Genomic DNA, 23,401 nt, shown 5'->3' on the forward strand with positions numbered 1-23,401 from the left:
TTCATTATTTACCAAATCGGGTATCCTGATGGTGTAGTATACGCGCTCGTTTTTGCCTTCATAACCAGCTTCGGCTGTCCCCGGGATTTTCTTGTATGTCTTCCTTTAAAGAATTCGGTCTGTCACCCGCCATGGTTGCCAATCTTGAGCAGCTCGGCTTCGAGCAACCCACCGAGATTCAGGCCAAAGCCTTGCCCCATTGCCTTGCGGGTAAGGATGTCATTGCCATGGCCAAGACCGGCAGCGGCAAAACGGCGGCCTTTGGCATCGGACTGATCGAGGGTCTCCGGCCGCGGCTGTTTGCCGTGCAGGCGGTTGTGCTTTGCCCGACCCGGGAGCTGGCGGATCAGGTGGCGAAATCCCTGCGCGAACTGGCCCGTGCCCGGAAGAACATCAAGGTGCTGACCCTCTGTGGTGGCGTTGCCATCGGCCCGCAGATCGGTTCATTGAGCCACGGGGCGCATATCGTCGTGGGCACACCGGGAAGGGTGCAGGACCACCTGCGCAAGGGCACTCTCAAGCTCGACAAGGCGAATACGGTTGTCCTGGATGAAGCCGACCGGATGTTGGATATGGGCTTTCAGGAAGCGATGGAGGACATCCTTTCCCATACGCCCGATACCCGCCAGACCCTGATGTTCTCCGCCACCTGGCCGGAGCCCATCCGTAAGCTCAGCGCCCGGTACCAGCGTGAGCCGGTGGATGTGAGGGCGGAGTCGTCCGGAGCGAATCCGGACATCCGCGAACTGTTCTATGAGATTCCTGCGGGCAGCACCGCCGATGCTGTCATGGCGGTACTGTCCGAGCGCCAGCCGGCATCCTGTATCGTGTTCTGCACCACCAAGCAGCAGTGTGACGAGCTTGCCGACAGTCTCCGGGACAGTGGCTTTTCCGCGTTAGCGTTACACGGGGATCTGGAGCAGCGGGACCGGGATAGTGTGCTGGTGCGTTTCGGTAACCAGAGCTGTTCAGTGCTGGTGGCTACCGACGTGGCTGCGCGCGGGCTGGATATCAAATCCCTGCCGCTGGTGATCAACGCCGAGCCGGCAAGGGATCCCGAGGTGCATACCCATCGCGTGGGCCGGACCGGCCGTGCCGGGGAGCAGGGCCTGGCGGTCACGCTCTGTACACCCGCCAAAGGCCACAAGATCAACCAGCTGGAAGCCGCCCGCCAGCGGCCGGTGGAGTGGGGCGATACCGAAGCCCTGCTGGCGGTGCCGCTTCGCCCGGTGGCGCCGGCCATGAGGACGCTCTGCATTGCCGGTGGTCGCAAGGACAAGGTGCGCCCCGGTGATGTGCTGGGCGCGTTGACTGGGGAAGCGGGCATTCCCGGCAAGGCTGTGGGCAAGATCGATCTGTTTGATTTTCAGTGCTTTGTTGCGATTGACCGGGAGTTTGCAGCCAAGGCCCTGAAGCGGCTCGAACAGGGGCGGATCAAGGGTCGGAAAATACGTGTCCGATATGCCTGAATCCGGTACGGTCCCGTGGGTTGATAAGTTGTCATTTCAGGCCGTGAACCTCGGAAAGCCCGTATGGAAAATCCCGTTCAGGTTGCTCGCGGCAGGCGAAAACGGTAAATTACGCAGGATTTTGCCTCCCGATTTGTCCCGATAAGGCTGTAAGACCTTAGTCTAAGTGGTCGGACCGGGCAAGGCGGGGAAATCACACAAACCAATACAGGTAGCTATTCGATATGAATAACCTGATGTCACAAGCCGTTGATCTGATGATCGCAGGCATGGGCTTCGTGTTCGTGTTCCTGGTTGTTCTGGTATTCGCGACACTCCTCATGTCCAAACTCATTGGACGGTTTGCGCCACCAGAGCCGGCAACCCCGGCCAGAACGCCACGTGCCAAGCCGAAGGCGCCCACGTCGGTTGATCCTGACACCGCCGAGGCCATCAAGAAGGCGATTGCACAATACCGGTCACGCCACAAGAAGTGACCCGGTAAACGACTAGAACCTTTTAACAGAAGGCTGACACGATGACTGACACTAAGAAACCGCTGGGGATTACGGACGTAATTCTGCGTGACGCCCACCAGTCCCTGCTTGCCACCCGTATGCGGCTCGATGACATGCTGCCCATTGCCGAGAAACTCGACAAAGTCGGTTTCTGGTCTCTGGAATCCTGGGGTGGAGCTACCTTTGACTCCTGCATCCGTTACCTGGGCGAAGATCCCTGGGATCGCATCCGCGAGCTGAAAAAAGCCATGCCCAACACGCCGCAGCAGATGTTGCTGCGTGGTCAGAACCTGTTGGGTTACCGCCATTACGCGGATGACGTGGTGGACCGTTTCTGTGAGCGTGCCGCCGAGAATGGCGTCGACGTATTCCGTATTTTTGATGCGATGAATGACCCCCGCAACCTGGATCGCGCCATCAAGGCCGTTCGTAAGACCGGCAAGCACGCCCAGGGCACCATCGCCTACACCACCAGCCCGGTTCACACCATCGAGATGTGGGTCGAGCTGGCGAAGGAAGTGGCCGACATGGGCGCGGACTCCATCGCGATCAAAGACATGGCGGGTATTCTCAAGCCGTACGTGGCCTACGACCTGGTCAGCCGTCTGAAGAAAGAACTGGATATTCCGATCCACATGCAGTGCCACGCCACCACTGGCATGTCGACCGCCACCGCCATCAAGGCGGCGGAAGCCGGTATCGATAACGTGGATACTGCCATCTCCTCCATGAGCATGACCTACGGTCACTCGCCCACCGAAGCCGTGGTGGCGATTCTGGAAGGTACCGACCGTGACACCGGCCTGGATCTGAACCTGCTGGAAGAAATCGCGGCCTACTTCCGCGAAGTGCGCAAGAAATACGCGAAGTTCGAGGGCAGCCTCCGGGGCACCGATTCCCGCATCCTGATTGCCCAGGTGCCCGGTGGCATGCTGACCAACATGGAAAACCAGCTGCGTGAGCAGAACGCGAGCGACAAGTTCGATCAGGTTCTGGACGAGATTCCCAAGGTCCGCGAAGACCTGGGCTTCATCCCGCTGGTCACACCGACCTCCCAGATCGTGGGTACCCAGGCGGTACTGAACGTTCTTACCGGCGAGCGTTACAAGTCCATCTCCAAAGAAACCTCTGCCATCCTCAAGGGCGAGTATGGTGCGGCACCGGCGCCGATGAACAAGGAATTGCAGGAGCGTGTTCTGGATGGCAAAGAACCCGTGACCTGTCGTCCGGCCGACCTGCTTGAGCCGGAAATGGACAAGCTGACCGACGAGCTGAAGAAGCTGGCCGACGAGAAGGGCATCAAGCTGGCGGAAAACACCGTAGACGACGTACTGACCTACGCGCTGTTCCCGCAGATCGGCCTGAAGTTCCTGGAAAACCGTGGCAACCCGGATGCGTTCGAGCCGGTTCCGACCGCCGAAAGCGCCGCGCCGGCCAAGAAGGCCGAAGGCCCCGAGACCTACACCGTGGAAGTCAACGGCAAGAAGTTTGTGGTTGCTGTTTCTGAAGGCGGTGAGATCACCCAGATCCAGGGTGAGGGCGGTGCGGCTTCTGCACCGGCGGCGTCCTCCGCGCCGGCCCCTGCTGCCGGCGAAGGCGAGCCTCTGGTGGCGCCGCTGGGCGGCAACATCTTCAAGGTTCTGGTTTCTCCGGGTGACACCGTGGAAGAGGGCGATGTCCTGATCATCCTCGAAGCCATGAAGATGGAAACCGAAGTTCGCGCACCGAAAGCCGGTACCATCGGTGAGGTCTTCATCAAGGTCGGTGACGCCGTCTCCCCTGATGATGAAATGCTGACAATCGCATAAGGGCCAGCATTCCATGGAAAAATTAATGACACTCTGGACAGGTAGTGGCCTGTTCAACATCGAGCTCGGCCAGGTGATCATGATCGCCATCGGCCTGCTTCTGCTGTTCCTTGCGATCCGCAAGGGCTTTGAGCCACTGCTGCTGGTACCGATCGGTTTCGGCGGCATCCTGGCGAACATCCCGGAGGCAGGGCTTGCCCTGACTGCGGCGGAAAATGCCATCCACTTTGCCCTGCAAGGTGCGAATGCGGAGATCCTGGCTGCTCTGGCAGCGCCGCTGGATGTGGCCTACCAGGCGGGTCAGGCGGTGACGCCCGAGCTGAAGGAAGCCTTCAAAGTGGCGGTTAAAGAGGCCAGCTACTCTGAAATGGCGATGGCCAACTCCATTGCCCAGGACTTCGGCTATGGCAACGGCATGCTGTATAACTTCTATTCCGTGGTTATCGGCAGCACCATCGGGCCGCTGGTGATCTTCATGGGCGTGGGCGCGATGACCGACTTCGGTCCGCTACTGGCCAACCCGAAGACCATGCTCCTGGGTGCTGCGGCGCAGTTCGGTATCTTTGGCACCGTGCTGGGTGCGGCTCTGCTGGACTGGACCGGGGTTCTGGAGTTCAACATCCTGGAAGCTGCGGCCATCGGTATTATCGGCGGTGCGGACGGCCCGACGTCTATCTATGTTGCCAGTGTACTGGCGCCGCATCTGCTGGGTGCGATTGCGGTTTCGGCCTACGCGTACATGGCGATGGTGCCGATGATTCAGCCGCCGATCATGAAGGCGCTGACTTCTGCCGAGGAGCGGAAGATGAAGATGACCCAGCTGCGTCCGGTCAGCAAGAAAGAGAAGATTGTCTTTCCGCTGGTCGTGCTTATCGCGGTAGTGCTGTTCCTGCCGGATGCGGCACCGCTGCTGGGTATGTTCTGCTTCGGTAACCTGCTGCGTGAGTGTGGCGTGGTGGAGCGTCTGAGCGATACCGCCCAGAATGCCCTGATCAACATCACCACCATCTTCCTGGGGCTGTCCGTAGGCTCAAAGCTGATGGCTGACAAGTTCCTGGACGCGCAGACGCTGGGTATTCTGGCGCTGGGTATCGTTGCATTCGGTATCGGTACCGCGTGTGGTGTTCTGATGGCGAAGCTGATGAACAAGTTCAGCAAGGAGCAGATCAACCCGCTGATCGGTTCTGCCGGTGTATCTGCGGTGCCGATGGCAGCGCGGGTGTCCAACAAGGTTGGCCTGGAGGCCAATCCGCAGAACTTCCTGCTGATGCATGCGATGGGGCCGAATGTGGCCGGTGTTATCGGCTCGGCGGTGGCTGCGGGTGTGATGATCAAGTTGTTGAGCTGATCTCTCGCCGTTGCTTTGAGAAACCCCGTTGGGCTTGAGCCTCGCGGGGTTTTTCTTTTTCAGGACTGCAAATTTTGGGGAGGCACTGGTGTGGGCATCCTTTTCAGGAACCGCTACGAGCACCCCTTCGGGGTCCAGCCAGCAATCACAGATTGCTGTCGTTCGGCTGTCGCATGAAGCTTCGCTTCATAAACGCTCGGCCTCACCCATGTGCGCTTGACTCCGGCCATCCATGGCCTCCGACATTCCTGAAAGGAGGCCCCACATCCGCTCTATGATCTTCGGAGTTATCGCTCTTTAATGAGCGAGTTAGTGAAAATCTCTGGAGCTGACCGGTAACGAGTTAATCAGATGGCTCAGATCCGAGAGTTTCCCCGCCATCACATGCACAATATCGCCCTCTCTCTCCAACACACCTTTCACATGCAATAACCGGGCAGTCAGTAACGGCTTTCGTTGCCGCCGTGCCGTTTCCAGCCAGACCACGACATTTACGTTGCCGGTTTCGTCTTCAAGGGTGACAAAGGTGACGCCGGAGGCGGAGCCGGGGCGTTGGCGGCCGGTGACGAGGCCGGCTACCTGGACGGGGATGCCGGCTTTGGTGGTTTTTAGTTGTTCGGAGGTGAGGCAGAACCTCAGGTGGCCTTGTTGCCGGAGCAGGGCCAGGGGGTGGCGTTGGAGGGTGAGGCCCTGGCTGGCGTAGTCGGCTACGACGTTCTGGCCTTCGGTGGGTTCGGGGAGCTGGTTGCAGTGGTCCGGTTGATAGTCGTCCGGGTCTTCTGCGGCGAACAGTTCGGTGGGCTGTTCGTGGTCGAGTAGTTGCCAGTAGGCCTGGTGGCGATTGGCGGTGAAGCCGGGCATGGCGTTGGCGCCGGCGAGGAGTTCCATGTCCCGCTGGTTGAGGCCGGCCTGGCGGCGGAGTTCTGCGGCGGAGCGGTAGCCGTTGGTTGGGCGGTTCTGGTGAATGCGGTCGGCGCCGCCGGCGGAGAGGCCCTGGATGATTCTGAGGCCCAGGCGCAGGTGGCGGTCCGGGCTTTCGAGGGTGTGGTTCCAGTGGCTGTGGTTAACGTCCGGCGGCAGTACGGTGACGTTGTGGCGGCGGGCGTCCTGGACCAGTTGGGATGGGGAGTAGAAGCCCATGGGCTGGCTGTTGAGCAGGGCGCAGTAGAAGGCTGCCGGGTAGTGGCGTTTGATCCAGGCGGAGACGTACACCAATAGCGCAAAACTGGCGGCGTGGGATTCGGGGAAGCCGTAGCCGCCGAAGCCGCAGATCTGCTGGTACAGGCGTTCGGCGAAGTCGGCGTCGTGGCCGCGTTCGAGCATGCCGGTGACCAGTTTTTCCCGGAACGGGGTGAGGTCGCCGTGGGATTTCCAGGCGGCCATGGCGCGGCGGAGCTGGTCGGCTTCGCCGGCGGAGAAGCCGGCGGCGACCATGGCGAGTTTGATGACCTGTTCCTGGAAGATGGGCACGCCGAGGGTGCGCTCCAGTACGCGGCGGACGGCATCGTTGGGGTAGTCCACCGGTTCCAGGCCGTGTTTGCGGCGCAGGTAGGGGTGCACCATGTCGCCCTGGATAGGGCCGGGCCGGACGATAGCGACTTCGATGACCAGGTCGTAGTAAGTCTCGGGTTTCAGCCTCGGCAGCATGTTGATCTGGGCGCGGGATTCCACCTGGAACACGCCGATGCTGTCGCCTTTCTGGAGCATGGCATAGGTGGCCGGGTCTTCCTGGGGGACGTCCTGGATGTGGAAGGACTCGCCCTTCTGGTCGCTGATCAGCTCCAGCGCCTTGCGGATGGCCGAGAGCATGCCGAGGGCCAGCACGTCCACTTTCATCAGGCCGAGGCTTTCCAGGTCGTCCTTGTCCCACTGGATCACGGTGCGGTCGGCCATGGCGGCGTTTTCCACCGGCACCAGCTCGGCCAGCGGACCGGCGCTGATGACAAAGCCGCCCACATGCTGGGACAGGTGTCGGGGGAAGCCGAGCAGGGTGTTCACCAGGGTAAAGAACTGGTCCGCCACCTTGGGGTTGCGGGTGAGGTTCTTGTCCAGGATCTGCTGGCGCCAGTTGGTGGCCTTGTCCCGCCAGTCGATGCCGTCCAGCAGTTGTTCCACCAGGGCCGGATCGAAACCCAGGGCCTTGCCCACGTCGCGAATGGCGCTGCGGGGGCGGTAGCGGATGACCGTGGCGGCCAGCGCGGCCCGCTCCCGGGTGTAGCGGCGGTAGATGTACTGGATGACTTCCTCCCGGCGTTCGTGCTCGAAATCCACGTCGATGTCCGGTGGTTCGTTGCGGTCCCTGGAGATGAACCGTTCGAACAGCAGCTCCACGTTGGCCGGGTTCACTTCGGTAATGCCCAGGCAGTAGCACACCGCCGAGTTGGCCGCCGAACCCCGGCCCTGGCACAGGATGCCCTGGCTGCGGGCGAAGGCGACGATGTCGTGAATGGTGAGGAAGTAGTGTTCGTACTTCATCTCCGAGATCAGCTCCAGCTCCTTGCGAATCAGTCCCTGGACCTGGAGTGGGGTGCCTTCCGGATAGCGCCGGCGCTCGCCCTCGCGGGTCAGGCGTTTGAGGTAGCCGGCGGGCGTTTCATCCACCGGCACCAGGTCCGGCGGGTATTCGTAGCGCAGGCTGCCGGGCTCGAAGGTGCAGGCCTCGGCAATGCGCAGGGTCTGTTGCAGCCAGGTTTCCGGGAACAGGCGTTGCAGGACCGGTAGGGGGCGGAGGTAACGTTCGCCGTTCTGGAACAGGCAATGGCCGGCGCTCTCCAGCGTGGTGTGATGGCGCAGAGAAGTGAGCACGTCCTGCAGGGGCTGGCGTTCCCGGCTGTGCATGTGGACTTCGCCGCAGGCGGTGATGGGGCAACGCAGCTGGTCGGCCAGCCAGCGGATGCGGGCCAGCTGCTGCTCTTCTCCGGATTCCAGGGGGCGGGCGGCTCCAATCCAGAACCGCAGGTCGAACAGGCGGCACAGCCATTCACCGCAGGCCAGAGCCTGGTCGGCATCTGCGTCGGGTATGGCAGGCGGCAGCCAGAGACAAAGGCAGTCATCTAGCTCGTGGGTTTCCACATCCCTGAAGAACAGTTGGTACCGGCCTTTCTCTGCCCGGCGCCGGCCGGTGGTGATCAACCGGCACAACTGGCCATAGCCCTTGCGGGTGCGGGCCAGGAGGATGAAGCGAGGTATTGCGGCTCCAGCCGGGGCATCCTCCAGCTCGAACCAGCTGCCGGTAATCAGCTTGACCGGGCTTTCTTTCAGGGCCGCCCAGGCCCGGGGAATGCCGGCCACGGAGCAGGCATCGGTGATGGCCAGGGCGGTGTAGCCCAGCTCCGCCGCCCGCTCCGCCAGTTCGTGAGGATGGGACGCGCCGGTCAGGAAGGTGAAGTTGCTGAAGCAGAAGAGCTCGGCGTAGCCGGACATCGCGTTACCCGAACCAGCCATGGATGAACCACCCCTCGCGGACATCCCGGAAGACCCAGGCCAGCTGGCCGCTTTGCAGCTGGGCGATGTAGTAATCCCGGTGTACCCGCTGACCGTCCCACCAACCGCCACTGATGCGTTCCGGCCCGGCAAACCAGGCTGCGGGCGGTTCGGTCAGCGGTTGCGGCCCCTGGAGCAGCCAGAGTGGCCGGCGGGGCAGATGTTCCGGTGCTGCAAGACGGGTTTTGTGCTTCTGTTGAACCTCGGAGGCCGACCAGGCCCGTTCCGGGCGATGGTCCGCCCGGGGTGACAGGCGTTTCAGGGATTGCTCGCCCAGCCGGGCCTGTAGCCGGCTCATCAGGGTGTGCCAGGCCTCGTTCAGATCCTGGCTTTCGCCCAGTAGGTCCTGGCCGGTGGGAGCTTCCCGGCCGAGAAAGCGCTTCACCGACAGCACCAGGGCAACCACTGGTGCCCGCAACGGCTGTTGCTCCAGTCGCAGGCGGATCAGGTTCAGGAAGGCCTCGGCCCGGTGTTCCGGCCCCGAGGTTTGGATGCGCAGACGGGTGTCTTCCTCGTGCCGGTGCCGCAGGATCAGGTGCAGGCTGTCGGTATCCTGCTGGCGCCAGCACAGGTCGTCTTCCAGCTCCGAGAGCATGCGCTGCAACGGAAACAGCAGCCCCTGGGTGTGCTCGATCTCCTGAATGAAATCTGCCTGCTGGCGAAACGAGTGGGGCGGTTGCCAGGGTGTTTGCGGGTCTGACCTTGTGCCCTGGATTTTCTGGATGCGTGCCAGGGTTTCCGGAGACAGCCGGCGGGCCAGTTCCGTGGCAGGCAGGGCGAACACCTCACCCAGGGTATTCAGACCCAGCCGTTGCAGACGGGTGCAGGTTTTGCCGTCAAACTCCGCGGCCACCAGGGGCATGGTCTCCAGTGCCCTCAGGATGTGGCCCTTGTCCGCCGTGCATTCTCCCTTGCCGGCCCGGGCAATGAGGCGGGCAGCCAGCGGGGTGTGGCCGATGGCAATCCAGGCGGTAAGCCGGTGCTCGTTCAGGGCTTGTTCCACCGTTTGCCAGACCGCCGGCAGGCCCCCGTACAGCTTCTGCAGGCTGCCGATTTCCGCCAGGAGGCCATCCGGGGGCTCCAGCACGATGTGGGCGGCGTAGCGATACAGCCAGCGGGCCTGATCTTCCAGTATCTGGGCTTCCTGTTCGGGCTGTGCCCGCACCATGCCCAGTTCCGGGACCAGGTTGATGGCAGTTTTCAGGCGCATGCCGGCGCGCACACCCTGGTCCCGGGCATCCGGGCAGGCCTGGATAACGCGCTGACCGGAGCCTTCCACGATCACCAGGGGGCGTGAGTCCTCCCGGTTACGGCGGATATGGTCCAGCAGCAGATGCGGAAAATGCAGGTACAGCCAGAGCATGGAAACCCTATCGTTGTGTGTGTTGCCAGGGAACCTGCACCACCCGGGGAGCTTCCCGGAACGCCAGGTCCGCCCGGTGTGCCATGGCCAGGCTGCATCGCTGCCCGGGCCAGCTGCCCCGGCGCTTGATCACATTGACCTTCAGATCCCGGTGATCACCCGGGGTCAGCTCCAGGCGCAATGCGGCCGGAGAGTTCTGCTCTGCATATCGGCGCTCTCGGAACAGCACGCACACATTGCTGCCCGCCTCCGCTGCCAGCTGCAGCCGGCGCACCTCACGGGTGGCCAGTTTGCCCGGCCAGGCCAGCACCACCCCGGTGACCGGGGAGCGAAGGCAGTTTTCCAGTGTCCACAGGAGGTCGCCTGCGTCTTCGGTGTGAATCATCACCACCTGGTCCAGATCCACACCTTCCCGGGCCAGCGCTGGGGCATAGGGGGTATGGGGAGGATTCAGCCAGAACACGGTTTTGCCCGCTTGCGTCAGCCGCTGCATCAAGGGCAGCAACAGATGCAGCTCACCAATGCCGGGGGCATCCAGCAGGCATTCGCTCAAAGCGCCTCGCGGCCAGCCGATGCCGCCCAGCTGGTTATCCAGCACCTGGTAGCCGGTGGATTCCGAAGGTTGTGTGGTCCGGCGATGCCGGTGCCCCTGCCAGACACGGGCATCCTGCATCAGTGTGTTCAGCAGCTCGCTCATGAGGAAAATCTCCGAATACTGTTTAAATATACAGTATTCTGAGCAGGGCCGGATTTCAAGCACCGGGTTGATAAAACGAATGCTGAAACCCATGGTTAGGGGAGAGGCAAAAGGAGGTGAACATGAGCGATCTGAAACAGCAAGCCTGTGAAGCCTGCAGTGCTGACGCACCGCAAGTCACCGAAGACGAGAAAGCCGAACTGCTCAAATCCGTTCCCGACTGGGAAATCGTCGAGCTGGACGGCGAGGAACAGCTCCGGCGCGTATTCAAGTTCCGGAACTTCGTCCAGGCCCAGGCTTTCACCAACAAGGTGGCCGATCTGGCCGAAGAGGAAAATCATCACCCGGCCATCCTCCTGGAGTGGGGCAAGACCACCGTACGCTGGTGGACCCACAAGATCGGCGGCCTGCACAAAAACGACTTTGTGATGGCCGCTCGCACCGACGAAGCTTACCTGAACATGCAGTGAGGCCCTCAGGGCCCCGCTGCCCGGCTATATCCATATCAAACGGATACCGGCCAGAACCGGGAATCTAAAAAGCATTGTCAACCGGGCTGCGGACGCCAAATCCTCCCTTGCGAACAACGTGGGTGTAGATCTCAGTGGTTCGCAGGTCCGAATGCCCCAGCAGCTTCTGGATGGTGCGCAGGTCGTACCCCGCCTCAAGCAGACGCGTAGCAAAACTGTGCCGGAAGGTGTGGCTGCCCGCATGCTTTCGAATACCGGAATCCAGGATAGCGCGCCGGAAGTGTTTCTGAACCGTCCGATCGAGCAGATGATGGCGCCTCCAGACGTTAGTACGCGGATCCCGGGAAAGCTCCGCGGCGGGGAAAACATACTGCCAGCCAGGCTCCTCGCTGGCATTCGGATACTTCCGTGCCAGCCCTGCGGGTAAATAGACTGCCCCGATCCCTTTGAGGAGATCGGCCTGATGCTGGTGCAGGGCAGAATCGATCTGTTTCCGTAGCGGCTCAATCAGGCGATCCGGCAGCAAAGTAATCCGGTCCTTGTCCCCCTTGCCAATTCGAACGATCAGTTGCTGCATATCAAAGTCCACGTCTTTAACCCGCAAACGCAAAGCTTCATTGATACGGAGTCCCGAGCCGTAAAGGAGCATGGCGACGAGCCTGTACTCGCCTTCCAATTTGCTAATGACCGCCTTTGCTTCCTCCGAACTGAACACGGTGGGTAACCGCTTGGGCCTCCTCGCGCGCTCAAAACTGAGTTCCTCCAATGGCTGCCCCAGGAACTCACGGTACAGAAACACGAGCGCATTGAGCGCGACCCTCTGGGTAGCGGTGCTGACATTTGCCTGCAAAACAAGGTGAGACAGAAATGCTTCCACTTCCGCAGTTCCCATAGCCTCGGGATGTTTTCGATCATGGAACCGGATGAACCGTTTGATCCAGAACAGGTAGGTCTGCTCGGTTTTGTACGCCATGCCACGCAGCCGGATGAAGCTTCGGACCTTGTCCAGAAAGCGAGTTGGCTGTGCAGGAAGGGGGGAGGGGATATCCATATCCTATCATCCTTCAGATACTGTTTTTATATACAGTAATTCGATGAGTTCAGAAGTCAAGACAGAGCCGTGGAGCGGAGTTATACGAACGCGTTCGCAAAACTGCAAAAGTCGCATGAGAAATCCGTGTAACTATCTGATAGGGTTGAAAAGATGAAAAACAATGGGCGGAGTTATACGCCCATAATGGTGAGCAGGGGTGGCTCGAAGGTGGGCGTATAACTCCGGCGGTAGCCGTGGTGGATTGCTCTCAAGTGACTGGTTTTGAGTAGGTTTTTGGGAAGCTCTTGAGAGTTTTTAATGGAGTTTTGCGAACGGGTGTTATACGAACGGGTTCGTATAATTAGCAGTTATAAGCCAAGGCCTCGGTCATTTTGATAGTGGTTGGGTGCATGGGCCTTGGCAGTAAATTCGGGGTAGAGGTTTCGGCTTTCGTTCACGGCCAAGGCCATCAAACTCCGCATCAAATCTGGTAGCTCATATTGTCTACTCTGTTGTTATCGGCAACGTGCCCAAATCGTGGGGCTGTTCGTCGCAAATTTTAAAGTGGTCGGGTAGCTTGGTGGTTTGTATCGTTGCCGGATCGCGAGCAGGTGCTTGGCTTCTTTGGAGTCCGCATGCGGGTTGAGGGGCGGACCGGAAACCAACGGGTGAACCGGCTTCTAACCAACGCATCAACGGGACCGGTTTTCCGCTGGCGCTCCAAACCGGCCCCGTTATGCCAGCGTTAATGGCCTGGCATTTGTGAGTTTTGGGTTGGTTTGGTGCAAAGGCCTTGGCACCGGGTTTGGCCGCAAAGCCCGCTCACTTTGGTGATCGCCAAGGCCGGAAAATTCGCTGTCTGGCTTGGTTGCCAAAGTGGTCAGCGGTGTTGGTATTTATGGCGTGCCCCAGTTGTGGGGCCGTCCGTCTTAAACGGTAATCGGGTCGGCGGCTTTTGAGTTCTGGTTCCTTTCGCCATCGGTCGAGTTGGTGCAAGCTTTCCGGGAGAGGGCATGCGGCCTTGGGTGTCAGGCGCAACTACGATGGTGAACGGCCATTAACAAGGCGGTCAACCGGACGCCAAAAGCGTACCGCTTTTGGTTCCCTCCGCTGCGCTCCGGCGCCGGTTACCTCAGCGTTAAAAGTACAAGGAAGCATCAAATGGAATTTGTCGAAATCGAGCTAACCCAAGGCAATATCAACAACAATCACCTTTACCTGTCATCGGTGGTCGAGTTTTTTCCGCCAGACTCTATCGGGGGCAGCAACGAAGGTAGCCTCGCTCCGAGAGTCCTCGAAGTTCACAGCGGCATCGCTTCACCGGTTCGCACCGACATCGCAGGCGATAAGAAAATTTTTCGCCGCCGGGCTTGGGTAGGTGAGTTTTTCGAGGTTCATAATTTGGCCGCAGGTGATCGGGTGGTAATCGAGAAAACGGGCACAGACCGCTATCACGTCTACCCGAAGCGAACCTAATCTTTTAACAAGTCGCTGTAGTACGCGGCCGATGGCCGCCGGACGCCCTTTTCATTGCGGCTTCGCCTCCATTACAAGGGCGCCGCTAAGCTCAGCGTTATGTGGGCGTTCCCATAGAGAATCCATATGGCATTCAGTGAGTTTGAAGCAAAGAAAATTGAGCGGGCCGCGTCTGAGTTTCTTGAAAACCGGAGACCGCCAGTCGAGATCAGACCCAAATTAGATCTCGACGTTCGAGTTTCCGGCCAAAGCGTGCAGATTGTCGAGATTCGCCCTCATTTCCGCGAGCCGTCCACGATCATTGAGTCGCCGGTGGCAAAAGCGACCTACGTTAAGAAATCTCAACGCTGGAAGATTTACTGGATGCGCAGCGATTTAAAGTGGCATTCGTACACGCCAGAACCTGAGTCACGCTCCATCGAAGAATTTTTTGCTATCGTGAATGCCGACGAGAATGGCTGTTTCTTCGGGTAGCACATAACCAGTCATTCAAGTTCGTTCCCGGCCTGGCGGCCGTCCACCGGACGCCCTAGTCGGGCGCCGCTTAATATTGGCGTTATATCCCGCTGGGTGGAATATTTGTGGGTGGTTGTCGTTGATGGGCTTTGGCGTCAGTCATCCAGCAAGTCCAAGCTCCGTTAATGGCCAAAGCCAGAAACTTGGGCTGTCGTGGTTGGCTGCCCGCGTGGTAACAAGATTTGTCGGCAGCTTGGTAGCCGCGGTCGGTAGGGCAATCCGTCGCGAACAAATCGCCAATCAATCACCACGTGCCACGGCGCTTGGTGCATCGGTTTGAGGACTGGGGAGATTTCAGCCGCCTGCTAAGTCTGGCAGGTGCAAAAAGCAGTTGGCGGTGGCAAGGTTGTGCGGCAGTGTTTGGATATAACAATTCGCTCAAGTACGTTTCGGGCCTAGGGCCCTCCACCGGACCGGTTTTCGGCGCGGTTGCGCCCAAAACCGGCCGCTTAGCTCTGCGTTATACACATTGCGATCAGAACAATTTGTAGCCGAAACGCTTCTTAGCGTCTCTCGGAGGTAGCCTCCCGGGACTGATGATGGCAGGCATTGTTTTTGTCGTAGTAGATCCGTCCAATTTTTGGACTCAATATCTGTGGTCAGAAATAATCAACCGATCATCGTCACTACTAGGGGAGGGTTTGCTTATGGTTATGAAGGTTCAACGAGAAACTAAGTCATTTGCTAAATATCTTGCCAAAGCCATCCATTGGTTTTGGGAGGTCTACCTCCCTTCCAGGCTAAGCCTGCTGATGAGTCGGTGAAACTCCGACGAAAAGGGGAGACCGAGAGTGTATAACCAAGCGGTCAACCGGACGCCAAAAGCGTGCCGCTTTTGGTTTCCTCCGCTGCGCTCCGGCGCCGGTTACCGCAGGCGTTAGGGAGAAAGAATGGCTGAGTCTTTGCAGATAGCCTTCTACATAGTCAGTCCGATCGGGACATCTCTTGCCGTTGCAACGGCGTACTACGCGATTTACCGTCAGACAAAGCCTTGTGTCGTTGTCTATTATGAGCCGAATCCTGACACTGCCAGCCTGATTGATCTTGTGATTCGCAATATCGGAACTGGCACGGCGCGGGACATTTCCTTTTCCGATTCACTTCCCATTTTATGCTGGGGAATCGATAAGGCTGATAACAGCGAAAGCAAGCAGATTGATCATCGAATTCCTTTTCTAGCGCCAGGCAAAGAGCTTAGGTTCAATGCTGGTCAATATGGTGGTCTTAAAGATCGAGTGAAGGATGGAATCTCTGTCAGTCCGAACTACACCTTTCGGACTCCATTACGTTCGGGCAAAAAGGGCACTGACGCCTCAATGCTGGATGTAAATTACATGCAACATGCTGGAACAAAAAATAGCGCAGCTCAGGATCTTTCTGATGCTCTGAAAGGACGGAACCACACTGTATTCATCCAGATGAACAAGAGCTTGGCGAGTATTAGCAAATCGTTATCGGAACTGTCAGACAAGAGGGATGATGCCTAGCCTCCCTAACCATTGCAGGCACGGCGACGCCCATTACATTGCGCCTTTGGCTCCATTCCATGGGCGCGCATGCTGCAGGCGTTAGAGCTTACTGACCGTACAGGGGGAGTCTGAATTTATGGAATTGATTCCTCTTCTCGGTGCCGTCTGCACGCTTGCTCTCGGGGTTTTGGGCTTGGTGGCTCCCCGAAAAGTCGCTGACCTTGTCGGTGTTGCCCCAGAGGGAGTGCTGGGGCTATCGGAAATCCGTGCCACTTACGGCGGGATTTTTATCGGTTTGGGTGCAGCATGTTTGTGGTTTCAGCAGTCAGGGGTTTACGTTGCGGTTGGGTTCGCATGGTTATTAGCGGCGGTGTCCCGCATTGTCTCAATTTTTCTGGATCGGTCTTTCAGCAGCAAAAATGTAGGCGGGGTAATTGTCGAGGCAGGTATCGGCCTTTTGCTGGTTGCTGGCCTGCTCTAACCATTCATTCAAGTACCACAATTTTTACACCGCTTCGCGGCTCCAAAATTGCCGCAAAGCGCTGCGTTAGGCTCAAATAACAATGGAGAATTCATGGAGTTTTTGAAGGGTGCAAAGGATCTAGCTAGAAACCCTCTGGGGATAATAGCTCTGTTTATTTCTCTGATTTACGGATTCGCGAGCCTGTTACTGAATTCTTCCGCTGACAAGCTGACTGAAGCAGAGCGATGGCCGCTAATTCTCTTTATTGTCGGCTTTCCTATTCTAGTCTTGGGTGCCTTCTATAAACTTGTTACCGACCACCACGGGAAACTATACGCACCTGGTGATTTTAAAGACGACAGATCTTTTCTACGTACGCTTTCACCAGCAGAACAAGAAAGACGCTTGGAGAAAGAAGTAAAGGAATCCTTCGGAGATGATGAGTCAGATTACGACGATACAGCCGATGATTCTGGGTCAACCCAGACACCGGATGGCTCCAAGTCTAAGACATCTACGGAGGATGAAAATCTGTTGCGCCGACAGGAGTACCAAAAGTTTAGACAAGAACTGAAGGATGTAGAAAGCGCGGTAATCAATAAGATAGCGGCCGAATATAAGGTTCCCGTCGACCAAAACGTTGGAATTGGAGAAACTGATGCGTATTTTGACGCTTTTCTACAAACTTCTGCTCCACCGTTTACGTTCATTGAAGTAAAAGCTCTTAAAAATCCGACATCTGCCATGATGATGATCGACAGAATTTTATACAACGCAGTAGTGGCAGATAAGTTTTTCGACGCTAAATTCAAGCTTATTATCGCGGTTGTCTACTATTTCGATGACCAACAGTTGCAGCGCGTGGAGAGGCACTGGAAAAAGCGTGTCAGTCGATGTCCAGCCGATGTTGAAGTAAGGTTTATTCCCAGGGGTGATATCGAAGCCTAACCAGAGCAGGCACGGCGACGCCCCTTACATTGCGCCTTCGGCTCCATTCCAGAGGCGCGCATGCTGCTAGCGTTAAATGTCTATGATCGATCACGATAAATTCCGGGCCTTGGTCACTCAGCTATACGCCACGGTCAATGAGTTGGAGGCCATGTTCCCGGGCAGGCACTTCACCCCGGATGGTCATATGGTTGGCAGTTTGGGTGAATGCCTCGTGGCCGATGCCTACAATCTGGATCTGAAGACAGCGTCCAACAAAGGCTATGACGCTGTCACCGAAACCGGCTTAGAAGTTGAGATCAAGGCTACGCAGTCAAGCTCTGTAGCGTTCCGTAGTCAGCCACAGCATACGATCATCATTAAGATCCTGCGTGACGGAACATTCGAAGAAATTTACAACGGGCCAGGAGCCCTTGTTTGGGAGCAGTTCACAGGTAAACGGCTACCGAGTAATGGCCAGTTTCAAGTCTCTCTCAACAAACTCCGGCAACTGAATCAAACCGTGGCTCAAGCAGACCGTGTGCCTAGAGCCATTTAACAAGGCGCAGCAGTTCGCGGCTGATGGCCGCCGGACGCCCTTTACGTGGCTCCTTCGTCGCCACTCCAAGGTCGCCGCTGTGCTTCGGTGTTAGCAAGATGCCAATAGGCACACACTCTGCTAGACTCCTCCCATGAAGCAAATTAACTGGAATGCTGAAAAAAACCAGCAGTTGATGAGCGAGCGCGGAGTTTCCTTCGAAGATGTCCTGTTTGCTCTTCAGTCTGGTGGTTTACTTGATGATGGACCTCACCCCAACAGGGACAAGTACCCGAATCAACGCCTGCTTGTGGTTCGGATTGACGATTACGCCTGGCTGGTGCCGTACGTCGAGAATGATCGAGAGATTTTTCTCAAAACGGTCATCCCCAGTCGCAGGGCCACCAAGACATTTCTAGGGGGGTAGCATGGCCAAAACCAAATTAGATCCCGAAGAGCAAGAGCTGCTGGAGGCTTACGAATCCGGAGAGTTCGAGTCAGATCTGGATGCCGATCGCCGGGAGTACCTGACGAAGGCAGCGGAAGAAACGTTCAAGAAAGACAAGCGGATAAATATACGCATCTCCAGTCGCGACCTGGAGGCACTTCAGCGTCGGGCGTTGGAAGAGGGGCTTCCTTACCAGTCCTTGGTTTCCAGTGTCCTGCACAAGTATGTCTCCGGCGGCCTCAAGGACGTTTCTGCTAACAAGTCAGGCCAGCGGACGCGCTAACGCGCGCCGCTGCCTTCTGCGTTATGTAGATACAGGATTTTAGAACATGGCCATAAGCACTGAAGACCAGAGGATTGCACTTGAGCATGTCCAGTTTCAGATCGAACAAGCTATCTATGCTCTTGTCGATAAGAAGAAAGAATTGGAGTCTTCTGAAAGCATTGGAGAAGCACTGCATGTGGTGAACCTCAGAATAGATGCTCTAGGAAAGGTTTTGAAACACGTAGTATCTCCGCTACACGAAACCTACTCTTTTATTGAGAACGGCTCCGATGCAATACAACCGGGCGACTTGACTTCCAACACGGAAGAAATGATCAGAAGGTTCAATCGCGCAATGCTCCAGGGACTTTAGCGATACGTGAATAAGGTCATACATAACAAGTCACGGAAGGCGGACGCGTGAGACGCGCCGCTTCGTTTTCGCGTTAAATGCCTAGAGGGATCTATGTCAGAGATAGCCAAAACTCCTGAGCCGCCATATTACGCGGTCATTTTCAGTAGCCATCGCACTGAGGGCGACAGTGGTTACGGGGCAATGGCAGACAGGATGGTTGAGTTGGCTGCAAACCAACCGGGCTTCTTGGGTATGGAGTCTGTGCGCGAGGATTTAGGTATCACTGTTTCCTATTGGGAGAGCCTGGAGTCCATCACCAATTGGAAAAAGAACGCAGAGCACCGAGAAGCTCAGAGACTTGGTCGCCAAAAATGGTACTCAAGCTTTCGAGTTCGTGTTGCGAGGGTAGAGCGTGAGTACGGCATTTAACCAGTCAATTAAGTTCGTTCCGGCCTGCGGCCTCCACCGGACGCCCTAGTCGGGCGCCGCTTATCATCGGCGTTATATTTCTTAAACCTCAATCAAGGAAGATCATGAGAATATCGATATTACCCCTAATCGTTCTCTGCCTATTCATGGGCTTCACCTTTTGGGTTATGGCAGGCGCAGACCAGTCACTTCTGGCTTTCGGTGCCCAGCTCATGTCCAGCCCAGACACCGCTCAGGTTGTCATTGATCTCTACATTCTGGCCGCGCTGTCTTGTGTCTGGATGTACCAGGATGCCAAAAGCCGTGGCAAAGGTTTGGGCTATCTCATTCCGTTCTTCGTCGTAACAGCGGTGTTTGTATCTGCTGGACCGCTGCTATATTTGGTGCTGCGTGGCGGGCGAGAGCCGGAAGCCGAAGCCAGCAAAATATAACAAGTTGTTGTAGTTCGTTACGGCCTGCGGCCTCCACTGGACGCCCCTGTCGGGGCGCCGCTAAACAAAAGCGTTACACAGCAAGGGAGAGTGCGCAGTAATGATCGCCAGGGAATGGAAGTGCCGAGTGCCTGAAATCCACAGCGAAGGATTCACAGGCTATCTTTACGAAACCGGCATCAAAGACTCTTCCTCAACCCCTGGGTTTATCGGCGCGCAGATTTTCCGCCGTTCCCTCACAGATAAAGTTGAACTCACCCTCATCACATACTGGGACGATCTCGCTTCCATAAAAGCGTTCGCCGGAGGCGATATTTCACAGGCCCGTTTGTATCCCGAAGACGAGTTTTATGAACTTGAGCCCGAGCTTACGGTGCAGCACTATGAGGTTATCGAGCATCAGCTTTCACCGGAGCTACGGGGGTAAACCGGTGCTTTTGCTTTGTAACAAGGCAATTAAATTCGTTCCGGCCTTTGGCCTCCACCGGACGCCCTTGTCAGGGCGCCGTTTATTGCAGCGTTAAATCAGTAGTGGTACCGGAGCTGCGCGATAAGCAAAGCGTCATCCGTGACCTTGTAAACGATTCGGTGTTCTTCGTTTATCCGGCGAGACCAGTATCCGGCGAGGCTGTGTTTGAGGGGCTCTGGTTTGCCAACACCTTCGAACGGTTCTCGCTTGGTTTCTTTACTCAACTTGTTGATTCGGTTAAGAATCTTTTTGTCGGTTTTCTGCCAGTACAGATAGTCTTCCCAGGCGTTCTCGGAGAAGATCAGTTTCATTCAAGAAGTTCCTTTTCCTGACCACCGCCTTGCTCCAGCTCGGCGACGGATTCCAGCAAACGACGGGCGTTCTTTGGCGCCCGAAGAAGGTATGCAGTTTCCTGCAGTGCTTCGTAGTCCTCAAGGGAGATCATGACCACGGACTGGGATTTGCTCCGGGTGATGATCACTGGAGAATGGTCTTCACAGACCTGCTCCATGGTTTTTGCTAGATTGGTTCTAGCGGCTGTGTAGCTAATAGCATCCATATGGTTGCTCCTGTACAGGATGTTGTTCCTGTTCAGGATACCGTACAGAAAAAGATTTAACAATCGGCTGCACAGCGACCGATTTTCCGCCGCTTTGCGGCTCCAAACCGTCGCGTGAGCCGGGCGTTATGTGCTCCTTTGTGATTCAAGCTTTTATGGAAAACGCGAGAAAATATGAGTTTTAGCGATGATTTTTTGAATATATTGGGGGCTTGGCAGAGGGGATGGAGCGAGGATCAGAGTACTCGACTCCAAATCGCTGACAAACTGAAGAGAAGTGCCAAGAATCTACCTGATGATTTTAAGCAGGTAAGCAGCCCCTGCTATCGCAAAAGATTTTTACACCATGGTGAGCTTTTTGAAATCATTATGGTTGATGAAAAAGATGAAGGACTGACCAGCTGGACTATCTGTCAGAAATACGCAGAAAATTTCAAAGGCCTTCATAGACCAGACGCCGTATCTGCTGCAATTTTTGAACACACCCCAAAAGACGATGAAGTAATTTTGAATATTTGTGCTCTTTGGGATTCGCCGTCTTTCTTAGATTCAGCAAAACAGTATCAAAAGAATGGTGGAGAAAACGCTGATGCGATTTTTAACTTCAGAGCATCCCAAGGTGAAGTGATTTTAAATGCGCCTCTAAAGGGCAGTGAAATTGTTGCCCTTACGGGAGCATCTAGCCCTTTTGACGAACTCTGTGATAGGTCGGGCATACCTGAGTCGGAAAGAGATGAATATTTTAAACAGTTGATCGATCTGGAGCAGTATCCCGAAGCTTTGAAGTACACGTCGAAAGAGGGAACGCAAAGAGTTATACAAAACACTATTAAAATTATGGAAGATAAGATTGAAGCGGCCAAACAAGGGCGGAACCACACATAACCAGTAGCGTCAGTCGGACCGGATTGTCACGCTGCGCGCAACAATCCGGCCGCTGCGCATGGCGTTAGAAGATCAGGTGGGTGCATGCTTCAGTTTCTAGCCGATAACATAGATCAACTTGATTTGGCTCTTGACCAACTCGCTGTGCAGGACAGGAATTTCGACCGCTTTGCCCTCATGTTGGTAGACAACGTCGTGGAGCTAACCCTGCATCGGTATGCTCAAGATCGAGCGGCAGAAAATCAGTTTTGGGGAAGAAAGGAGGAGCCAGAGCACGATCCCAAGTTGGTTGAAAAAGCCTTGAGGCAGTCCTTTGACAATAAAGCTAAGGCAGTTCGAGACTTGGGATTATATGGCGAACAACTTTGCACAACGGTGCTGAATCGTAAGCGTCTGGGCATCACACCTTGTCAGGTATAGCCGGCTTCCAGTTATGGGGTAATAGCTCGTCGATGGCGTTGTTCTTCTGCGTCGGCAGTCGTGTCAGAACATCCTTCAGGTAGGCATAGGGATCATGCCCGTTCAGCTTGGCTGACTGGATCAGCGTCATCACCGCAGTCGCACGCTGACCGCTGCGCAGTGATCCGGCGAACAGCCAGTTGCTGCGTCCCAGCGCCCAGGGCCGGATCTGGTTTTTCACCCAGTTGTTGTCGATGGGCACAGCACCATTGTCCAGGTAGCGCGTCAGCGCTTCCCAGCGTTTGAGGCTGTAATCCAGGGCTTTGGCCGTGCCGGAACCATCCGGCACCTTCTGTCGATGCGCCAGCATCCACTGATGCAGTGCGTCAGCAAGTGGTTTGGCTCTGGTTTGTCGGATTTCCTGGCGCTTATCCGGTGGCAGGTTTTTGGTGTCCCGTTCGATCTCGTAGAGTCCGCCGATGTATTCCAGTGCCTTCGCAGCCAGCTCGCTCTTATTGGCTTCGTGCAGGTCGTAGAACTTGCGCCGGGCGTGGGCCATACAGCCGATTTCGGTGATGCCGTTGCCGAACCCGGCTTTGTAGCCAGCATAATCATCACAGACCAGCTTGCCCTGCCAGTCACCCAGGAAGGTTCGGGCGTGTTCGCCTGCACGGCTGGGTGCGAAGTCGTAAACGGTGGCTTTCAGGTCCGAGAACGGCGTGGTGCAGTAGGCCCAGACGTAGGCCTTGTGGGTTTTCTTCTTGCCCGGAGCCAGCATGCTGACCGGTGTTTCATCGGCATGCAGAACGTTATGCTCCAGCAAGGTGTCTCTCAGCGCATCCGCTAGAGGTTGCAACTGCACACCGCAGGCACCCACCCATTCGGCCAGGGTGGAGCGAGGGATTTCCAGGCCAGCGCGACCGAAGATGCGTTCCTGACGGTACAGTGGTAGATGGTCCGCGTATTTGGCCACCAGCACCTGAGCCAGCAGGCCGGCGGTGGGGATACCCTTGTCGATCACCTGCGATGGTACCGGTGCCTGGATCAAGGTCTCGCATTTGTCGCAGGCCCACTTGCCACGGATGTGGCGCTCGACGGTGAACTCGCCGGGGACGTAGCCCAGCTTCTCGCTGATGTCTTCACCAATACGCTTGAGCTGGCAGCCACACTGGCACCGGGTATTGTCCGGTTCGTGGTGGATCAGGGTCCGAGGCAGCTCGGGTGGCAGCGGTGTACGCTTGGGTTGCTGCTTTGGCCGGGTGGCTTTCTCCTCCTCGGTCATCGCCTGATCCAGCTCGACCTCGATCGCTGCCAGGTCGCTGTCGATCAGTTCGTCCAGCAGCTTTCCCTGAACGGCATCGAGTTGCTCACTGCGCCGGGCGTACTTGTGACGCTTGAGGATGGCGACTTCGTGGGTCAGCTTCTCGATGATGGCGTTGCTGCGCACCAACTCTCGCTCCTTCCGGCCCAAGACTTGATCCTTGGCGTCCAGAGAGTCCATCAGTTCCGTCGCCAGGGCACGGAGCTGATCGGCAGAGAGTTGGTTGATGTCGGGGCGCTGAGTCATGCCGCCTAGTATGCCAAGTCCCTGTGCGGCAAGCGAT

The 23,401-nt window shown here is 56.9% G+C and carries 26 protein-coding genes and 1 other RNA gene; 20 read left to right on the plus strand and 7 right to left on the minus strand.

Annotation, left to right across the window (positions count from 1 at the left end; all coding sequences use genetic code 11):
- Window positions 1–95: 95 nt before the first annotated feature.
- From dbpA to DET50_RS07480, 4 genes are all read left to right on the plus strand, one after another.
- Window positions 96–1,469 carry an ATP-dependent RNA helicase DbpA gene (gene dbpA, locus DET50_RS07465; RefSeq protein WP_113862244.1) on the plus strand — a complete coding sequence of 458 codons (1,374 nt, stop codon included), beginning with the start codon at window positions 96–98 and terminating at the stop codon, window positions 1,467–1,469.
- 224 nt (window positions 1,470–1,693) lie between these two features.
- A complete protein-coding gene (locus tag DET50_RS07470) occupies window positions 1,694–1,945 on the plus strand; it encodes an OadG family protein (protein WP_113862245.1) in 252 nt (83 codons plus the stop codon).
- 41 nt (window positions 1,946–1,986) lie between these two features.
- The gene (gene oadA, locus DET50_RS07475; RefSeq protein ID WP_113862246.1) at window positions 1,987–3,774 is read left to right on the plus strand and encodes a sodium-extruding oxaloacetate decarboxylase subunit alpha; all 1,788 of its coding nucleotides are present in this window, start codon (window positions 1,987–1,989) and stop codon (window positions 3,772–3,774) included.
- Window positions 3,775–3,787: 13 nt separating this feature from the next.
- Entirely contained in the window at window positions 3,788–5,122 is a 1,335-nt protein-coding gene (locus tag DET50_RS07480; protein WP_404932724.1) for a sodium ion-translocating decarboxylase subunit beta, read from the plus strand.
- A gap of 309 nt (window positions 5,123–5,431) precedes the next feature.
- Here the strand turns inward: DET50_RS07480 and DET50_RS07485 are convergent, their stop codons facing one another.
- Genes DET50_RS07485 through imuA form a run of 3 tightly spaced genes read right to left on the minus strand, consistent with a single transcriptional unit; the run spans window position 5,432 to window position 10,665 of the window.
- Entirely contained in the window at window positions 5,432–8,566 is a 3,135-nt protein-coding gene (locus tag DET50_RS07485; RefSeq protein WP_113862248.1) for an error-prone DNA polymerase, read from the minus strand.
- Complete coding sequence (locus DET50_RS07490) at window positions 8,550–9,968, minus strand: Y-family DNA polymerase (RefSeq protein WP_113862249.1); 1,419 nt, start codon at window positions 9,966–9,968, stop codon at window positions 8,550–8,552. Before DET50_RS07490 ends, DET50_RS07485 begins: the two co-directional genes overlap by 17 nt.
- 7 nt (window positions 9,969–9,975) lie before the next feature.
- Window positions 9,976–10,665, minus strand: coding sequence for a translesion DNA synthesis-associated protein ImuA (gene imuA, locus DET50_RS07495; protein WP_113862354.1), 690 nt, complete (start codon window positions 10,663–10,665; stop codon window positions 9,976–9,978).
- 122 nt (window positions 10,666–10,787) lie between these two features.
- Here imuA and DET50_RS07500 point away from each other — a divergent pair, with 122 nt between their 5' ends.
- Window positions 10,788–11,135, plus strand: a complete 348-nt coding sequence (locus DET50_RS07500) for a 4a-hydroxytetrahydrobiopterin dehydratase (RefSeq protein ID WP_113862250.1) — start codon at window positions 10,788–10,790, stop codon at window positions 11,133–11,135.
- Window positions 11,136–11,199: 64 nt separating this feature from the next.
- Here DET50_RS07500 and DET50_RS07505 read toward each other — a convergent pair whose 3' ends face one another.
- Window positions 11,200–12,186: an integron integrase gene (locus tag DET50_RS07505; protein ID WP_113862251.1), complete on the minus strand. Its 987-nt coding sequence runs from the start codon at window positions 12,184–12,186 to the stop codon at window positions 11,200–11,202.
- Window positions 12,187–13,329: 1,143 nt separating this feature from the next.
- Between DET50_RS07505 and DET50_RS07510 the strand changes: the two genes are divergently transcribed.
- The 13 genes from DET50_RS07510 (at window position 13,330) to DET50_RS07570 (ending at window position 19,912) form a co-directional block, all read left to right on the plus strand.
- Window positions 13,330–13,644, plus strand: coding sequence for a hypothetical protein (locus DET50_RS07510; protein ID WP_113862252.1), 315 nt, complete (start codon window positions 13,330–13,332; stop codon window positions 13,642–13,644).
- 126 nt (window positions 13,645–13,770) lie between these two features.
- Window positions 13,771–14,118: a DUF3024 domain-containing protein gene (locus DET50_RS07515; protein ID WP_113862253.1), complete on the plus strand. Its 348-nt coding sequence runs from the start codon at window positions 13,771–13,773 to the stop codon at window positions 14,116–14,118.
- Window positions 14,119–14,649: 531 nt separating this feature from the next.
- Window positions 14,650–14,712: hammerhead ribozyme type II (locus tag DET50_RS07520), an RNA gene on the plus strand.
- 338 nt (window positions 14,713–15,050) lie between these two features.
- On the plus strand, window positions 15,051–15,647 hold the full coding sequence (locus tag DET50_RS07525; RefSeq protein ID WP_113862254.1) for a hypothetical protein: 597 nt from the start codon (window positions 15,051–15,053) through the stop codon (window positions 15,645–15,647).
- 118 nt (window positions 15,648–15,765) lie between these two features.
- Entirely contained in the window at window positions 15,766–16,110 is a 345-nt protein-coding gene (locus DET50_RS07530; protein ID WP_113862255.1) for a DUF4345 family protein, read from the plus strand.
- A 93-nt stretch (window positions 16,111–16,203) separates the two neighbouring features.
- Complete coding sequence (locus DET50_RS07535; protein WP_113862256.1) at window positions 16,204–17,040, plus strand: hypothetical protein; 837 nt, start codon at window positions 16,204–16,206, stop codon at window positions 17,038–17,040.
- A gap of 82 nt (window positions 17,041–17,122) precedes the next feature.
- The gene (locus DET50_RS07540) at window positions 17,123–17,578 is read left to right on the plus strand and encodes a DUF6998 domain-containing protein (RefSeq protein ID WP_113862257.1); all 456 of its coding nucleotides are present in this window, start codon (window positions 17,123–17,125) and stop codon (window positions 17,576–17,578) included.
- Between the two features lie 133 nt (window positions 17,579–17,711).
- Window positions 17,712–17,984, plus strand: a complete 273-nt coding sequence (locus tag DET50_RS07545; protein WP_113862258.1) for a DUF4258 domain-containing protein — start codon at window positions 17,712–17,714, stop codon at window positions 17,982–17,984.
- Between the two features lies 1 nt (window position 17,985).
- A complete protein-coding gene (locus DET50_RS07550) occupies window positions 17,986–18,288 on the plus strand; it encodes a CopG family antitoxin (protein WP_113862259.1) in 303 nt (100 codons plus the stop codon).
- A gap of 46 nt (window positions 18,289–18,334) precedes the next feature.
- Window positions 18,335–18,643: a hypothetical protein gene (locus DET50_RS07555; protein WP_113862260.1), complete on the plus strand. Its 309-nt coding sequence runs from the start codon at window positions 18,335–18,337 to the stop codon at window positions 18,641–18,643.
- Window positions 18,644–18,736: 93 nt separating this feature from the next.
- Window positions 18,737–19,054: an antibiotic biosynthesis monooxygenase family protein gene (locus DET50_RS07560; protein WP_113862261.1), complete on the plus strand. Its 318-nt coding sequence runs from the start codon at window positions 18,737–18,739 to the stop codon at window positions 19,052–19,054.
- Window positions 19,055–19,158: 104 nt separating this feature from the next.
- Window positions 19,159–19,485, plus strand: a complete 327-nt coding sequence (locus tag DET50_RS07565; protein ID WP_113862262.1) for a DUF2834 domain-containing protein — start codon at window positions 19,159–19,161, stop codon at window positions 19,483–19,485.
- A 100-nt stretch (window positions 19,486–19,585) separates the two neighbouring features.
- The gene (locus DET50_RS07570; protein WP_113862263.1) at window positions 19,586–19,912 is read left to right on the plus strand and encodes an antibiotic biosynthesis monooxygenase family protein; all 327 of its coding nucleotides are present in this window, start codon (window positions 19,586–19,588) and stop codon (window positions 19,910–19,912) included.
- A 98-nt stretch (window positions 19,913–20,010) separates the two neighbouring features.
- Here the strand turns inward: DET50_RS07570 and DET50_RS07575 are convergent, their stop codons facing one another.
- Together DET50_RS07575 and DET50_RS07580 are read right to left on the minus strand one after the other, a co-directional pair.
- Complete coding sequence (locus tag DET50_RS07575; protein ID WP_113862264.1) at window positions 20,011–20,265, minus strand: Txe/YoeB family addiction module toxin; 255 nt, start codon at window positions 20,263–20,265, stop codon at window positions 20,011–20,013.
- Window positions 20,262–20,513: a type II toxin-antitoxin system Phd/YefM family antitoxin gene (locus tag DET50_RS07580; RefSeq protein WP_012137510.1), complete on the minus strand. Its 252-nt coding sequence runs from the start codon at window positions 20,511–20,513 to the stop codon at window positions 20,262–20,264. The genes DET50_RS07575 and DET50_RS07580 overlap by 4 nt, the downstream gene beginning before the upstream one ends.
- Window positions 20,514–20,687: 174 nt before the next feature.
- On the opposite strand from DET50_RS07580, the gene DET50_RS07585 reads away from it, so the two are divergent.
- Together DET50_RS07585 and DET50_RS07590 are read left to right on the plus strand one after the other, a co-directional pair.
- On the plus strand, window positions 20,688–21,398 hold the full coding sequence (locus DET50_RS07585) for a hypothetical protein (RefSeq protein WP_113862265.1): 711 nt from the start codon (window positions 20,688–20,690) through the stop codon (window positions 21,396–21,398).
- Window positions 21,399–21,482: 84 nt separating this feature from the next.
- Entirely contained in the window at window positions 21,483–21,818 is a 336-nt protein-coding gene (locus tag DET50_RS07590; protein WP_113862266.1) for a hypothetical protein, read from the plus strand.
- Here the strand turns inward: DET50_RS07590 and tnpC are convergent.
- Entirely contained in the window at window positions 21,799–23,364 is a 1,566-nt protein-coding gene (gene tnpC / locus DET50_RS07595) for an IS66 family transposase (RefSeq protein WP_113862267.1), read from the minus strand. The genes DET50_RS07590 and tnpC overlap by 20 nt on opposite strands.
- Between the last annotated feature and the right edge of the window lie 37 nt (window positions 23,365–23,401).

Origin of the sequence: Marinobacter pelagius (genome assembly GCF_003315345.1) — a bacterium.
Lineage (GTDB): Bacteria > Pseudomonadota > Gammaproteobacteria > Pseudomonadales > Oleiphilaceae > Marinobacter > Marinobacter pelagius_A.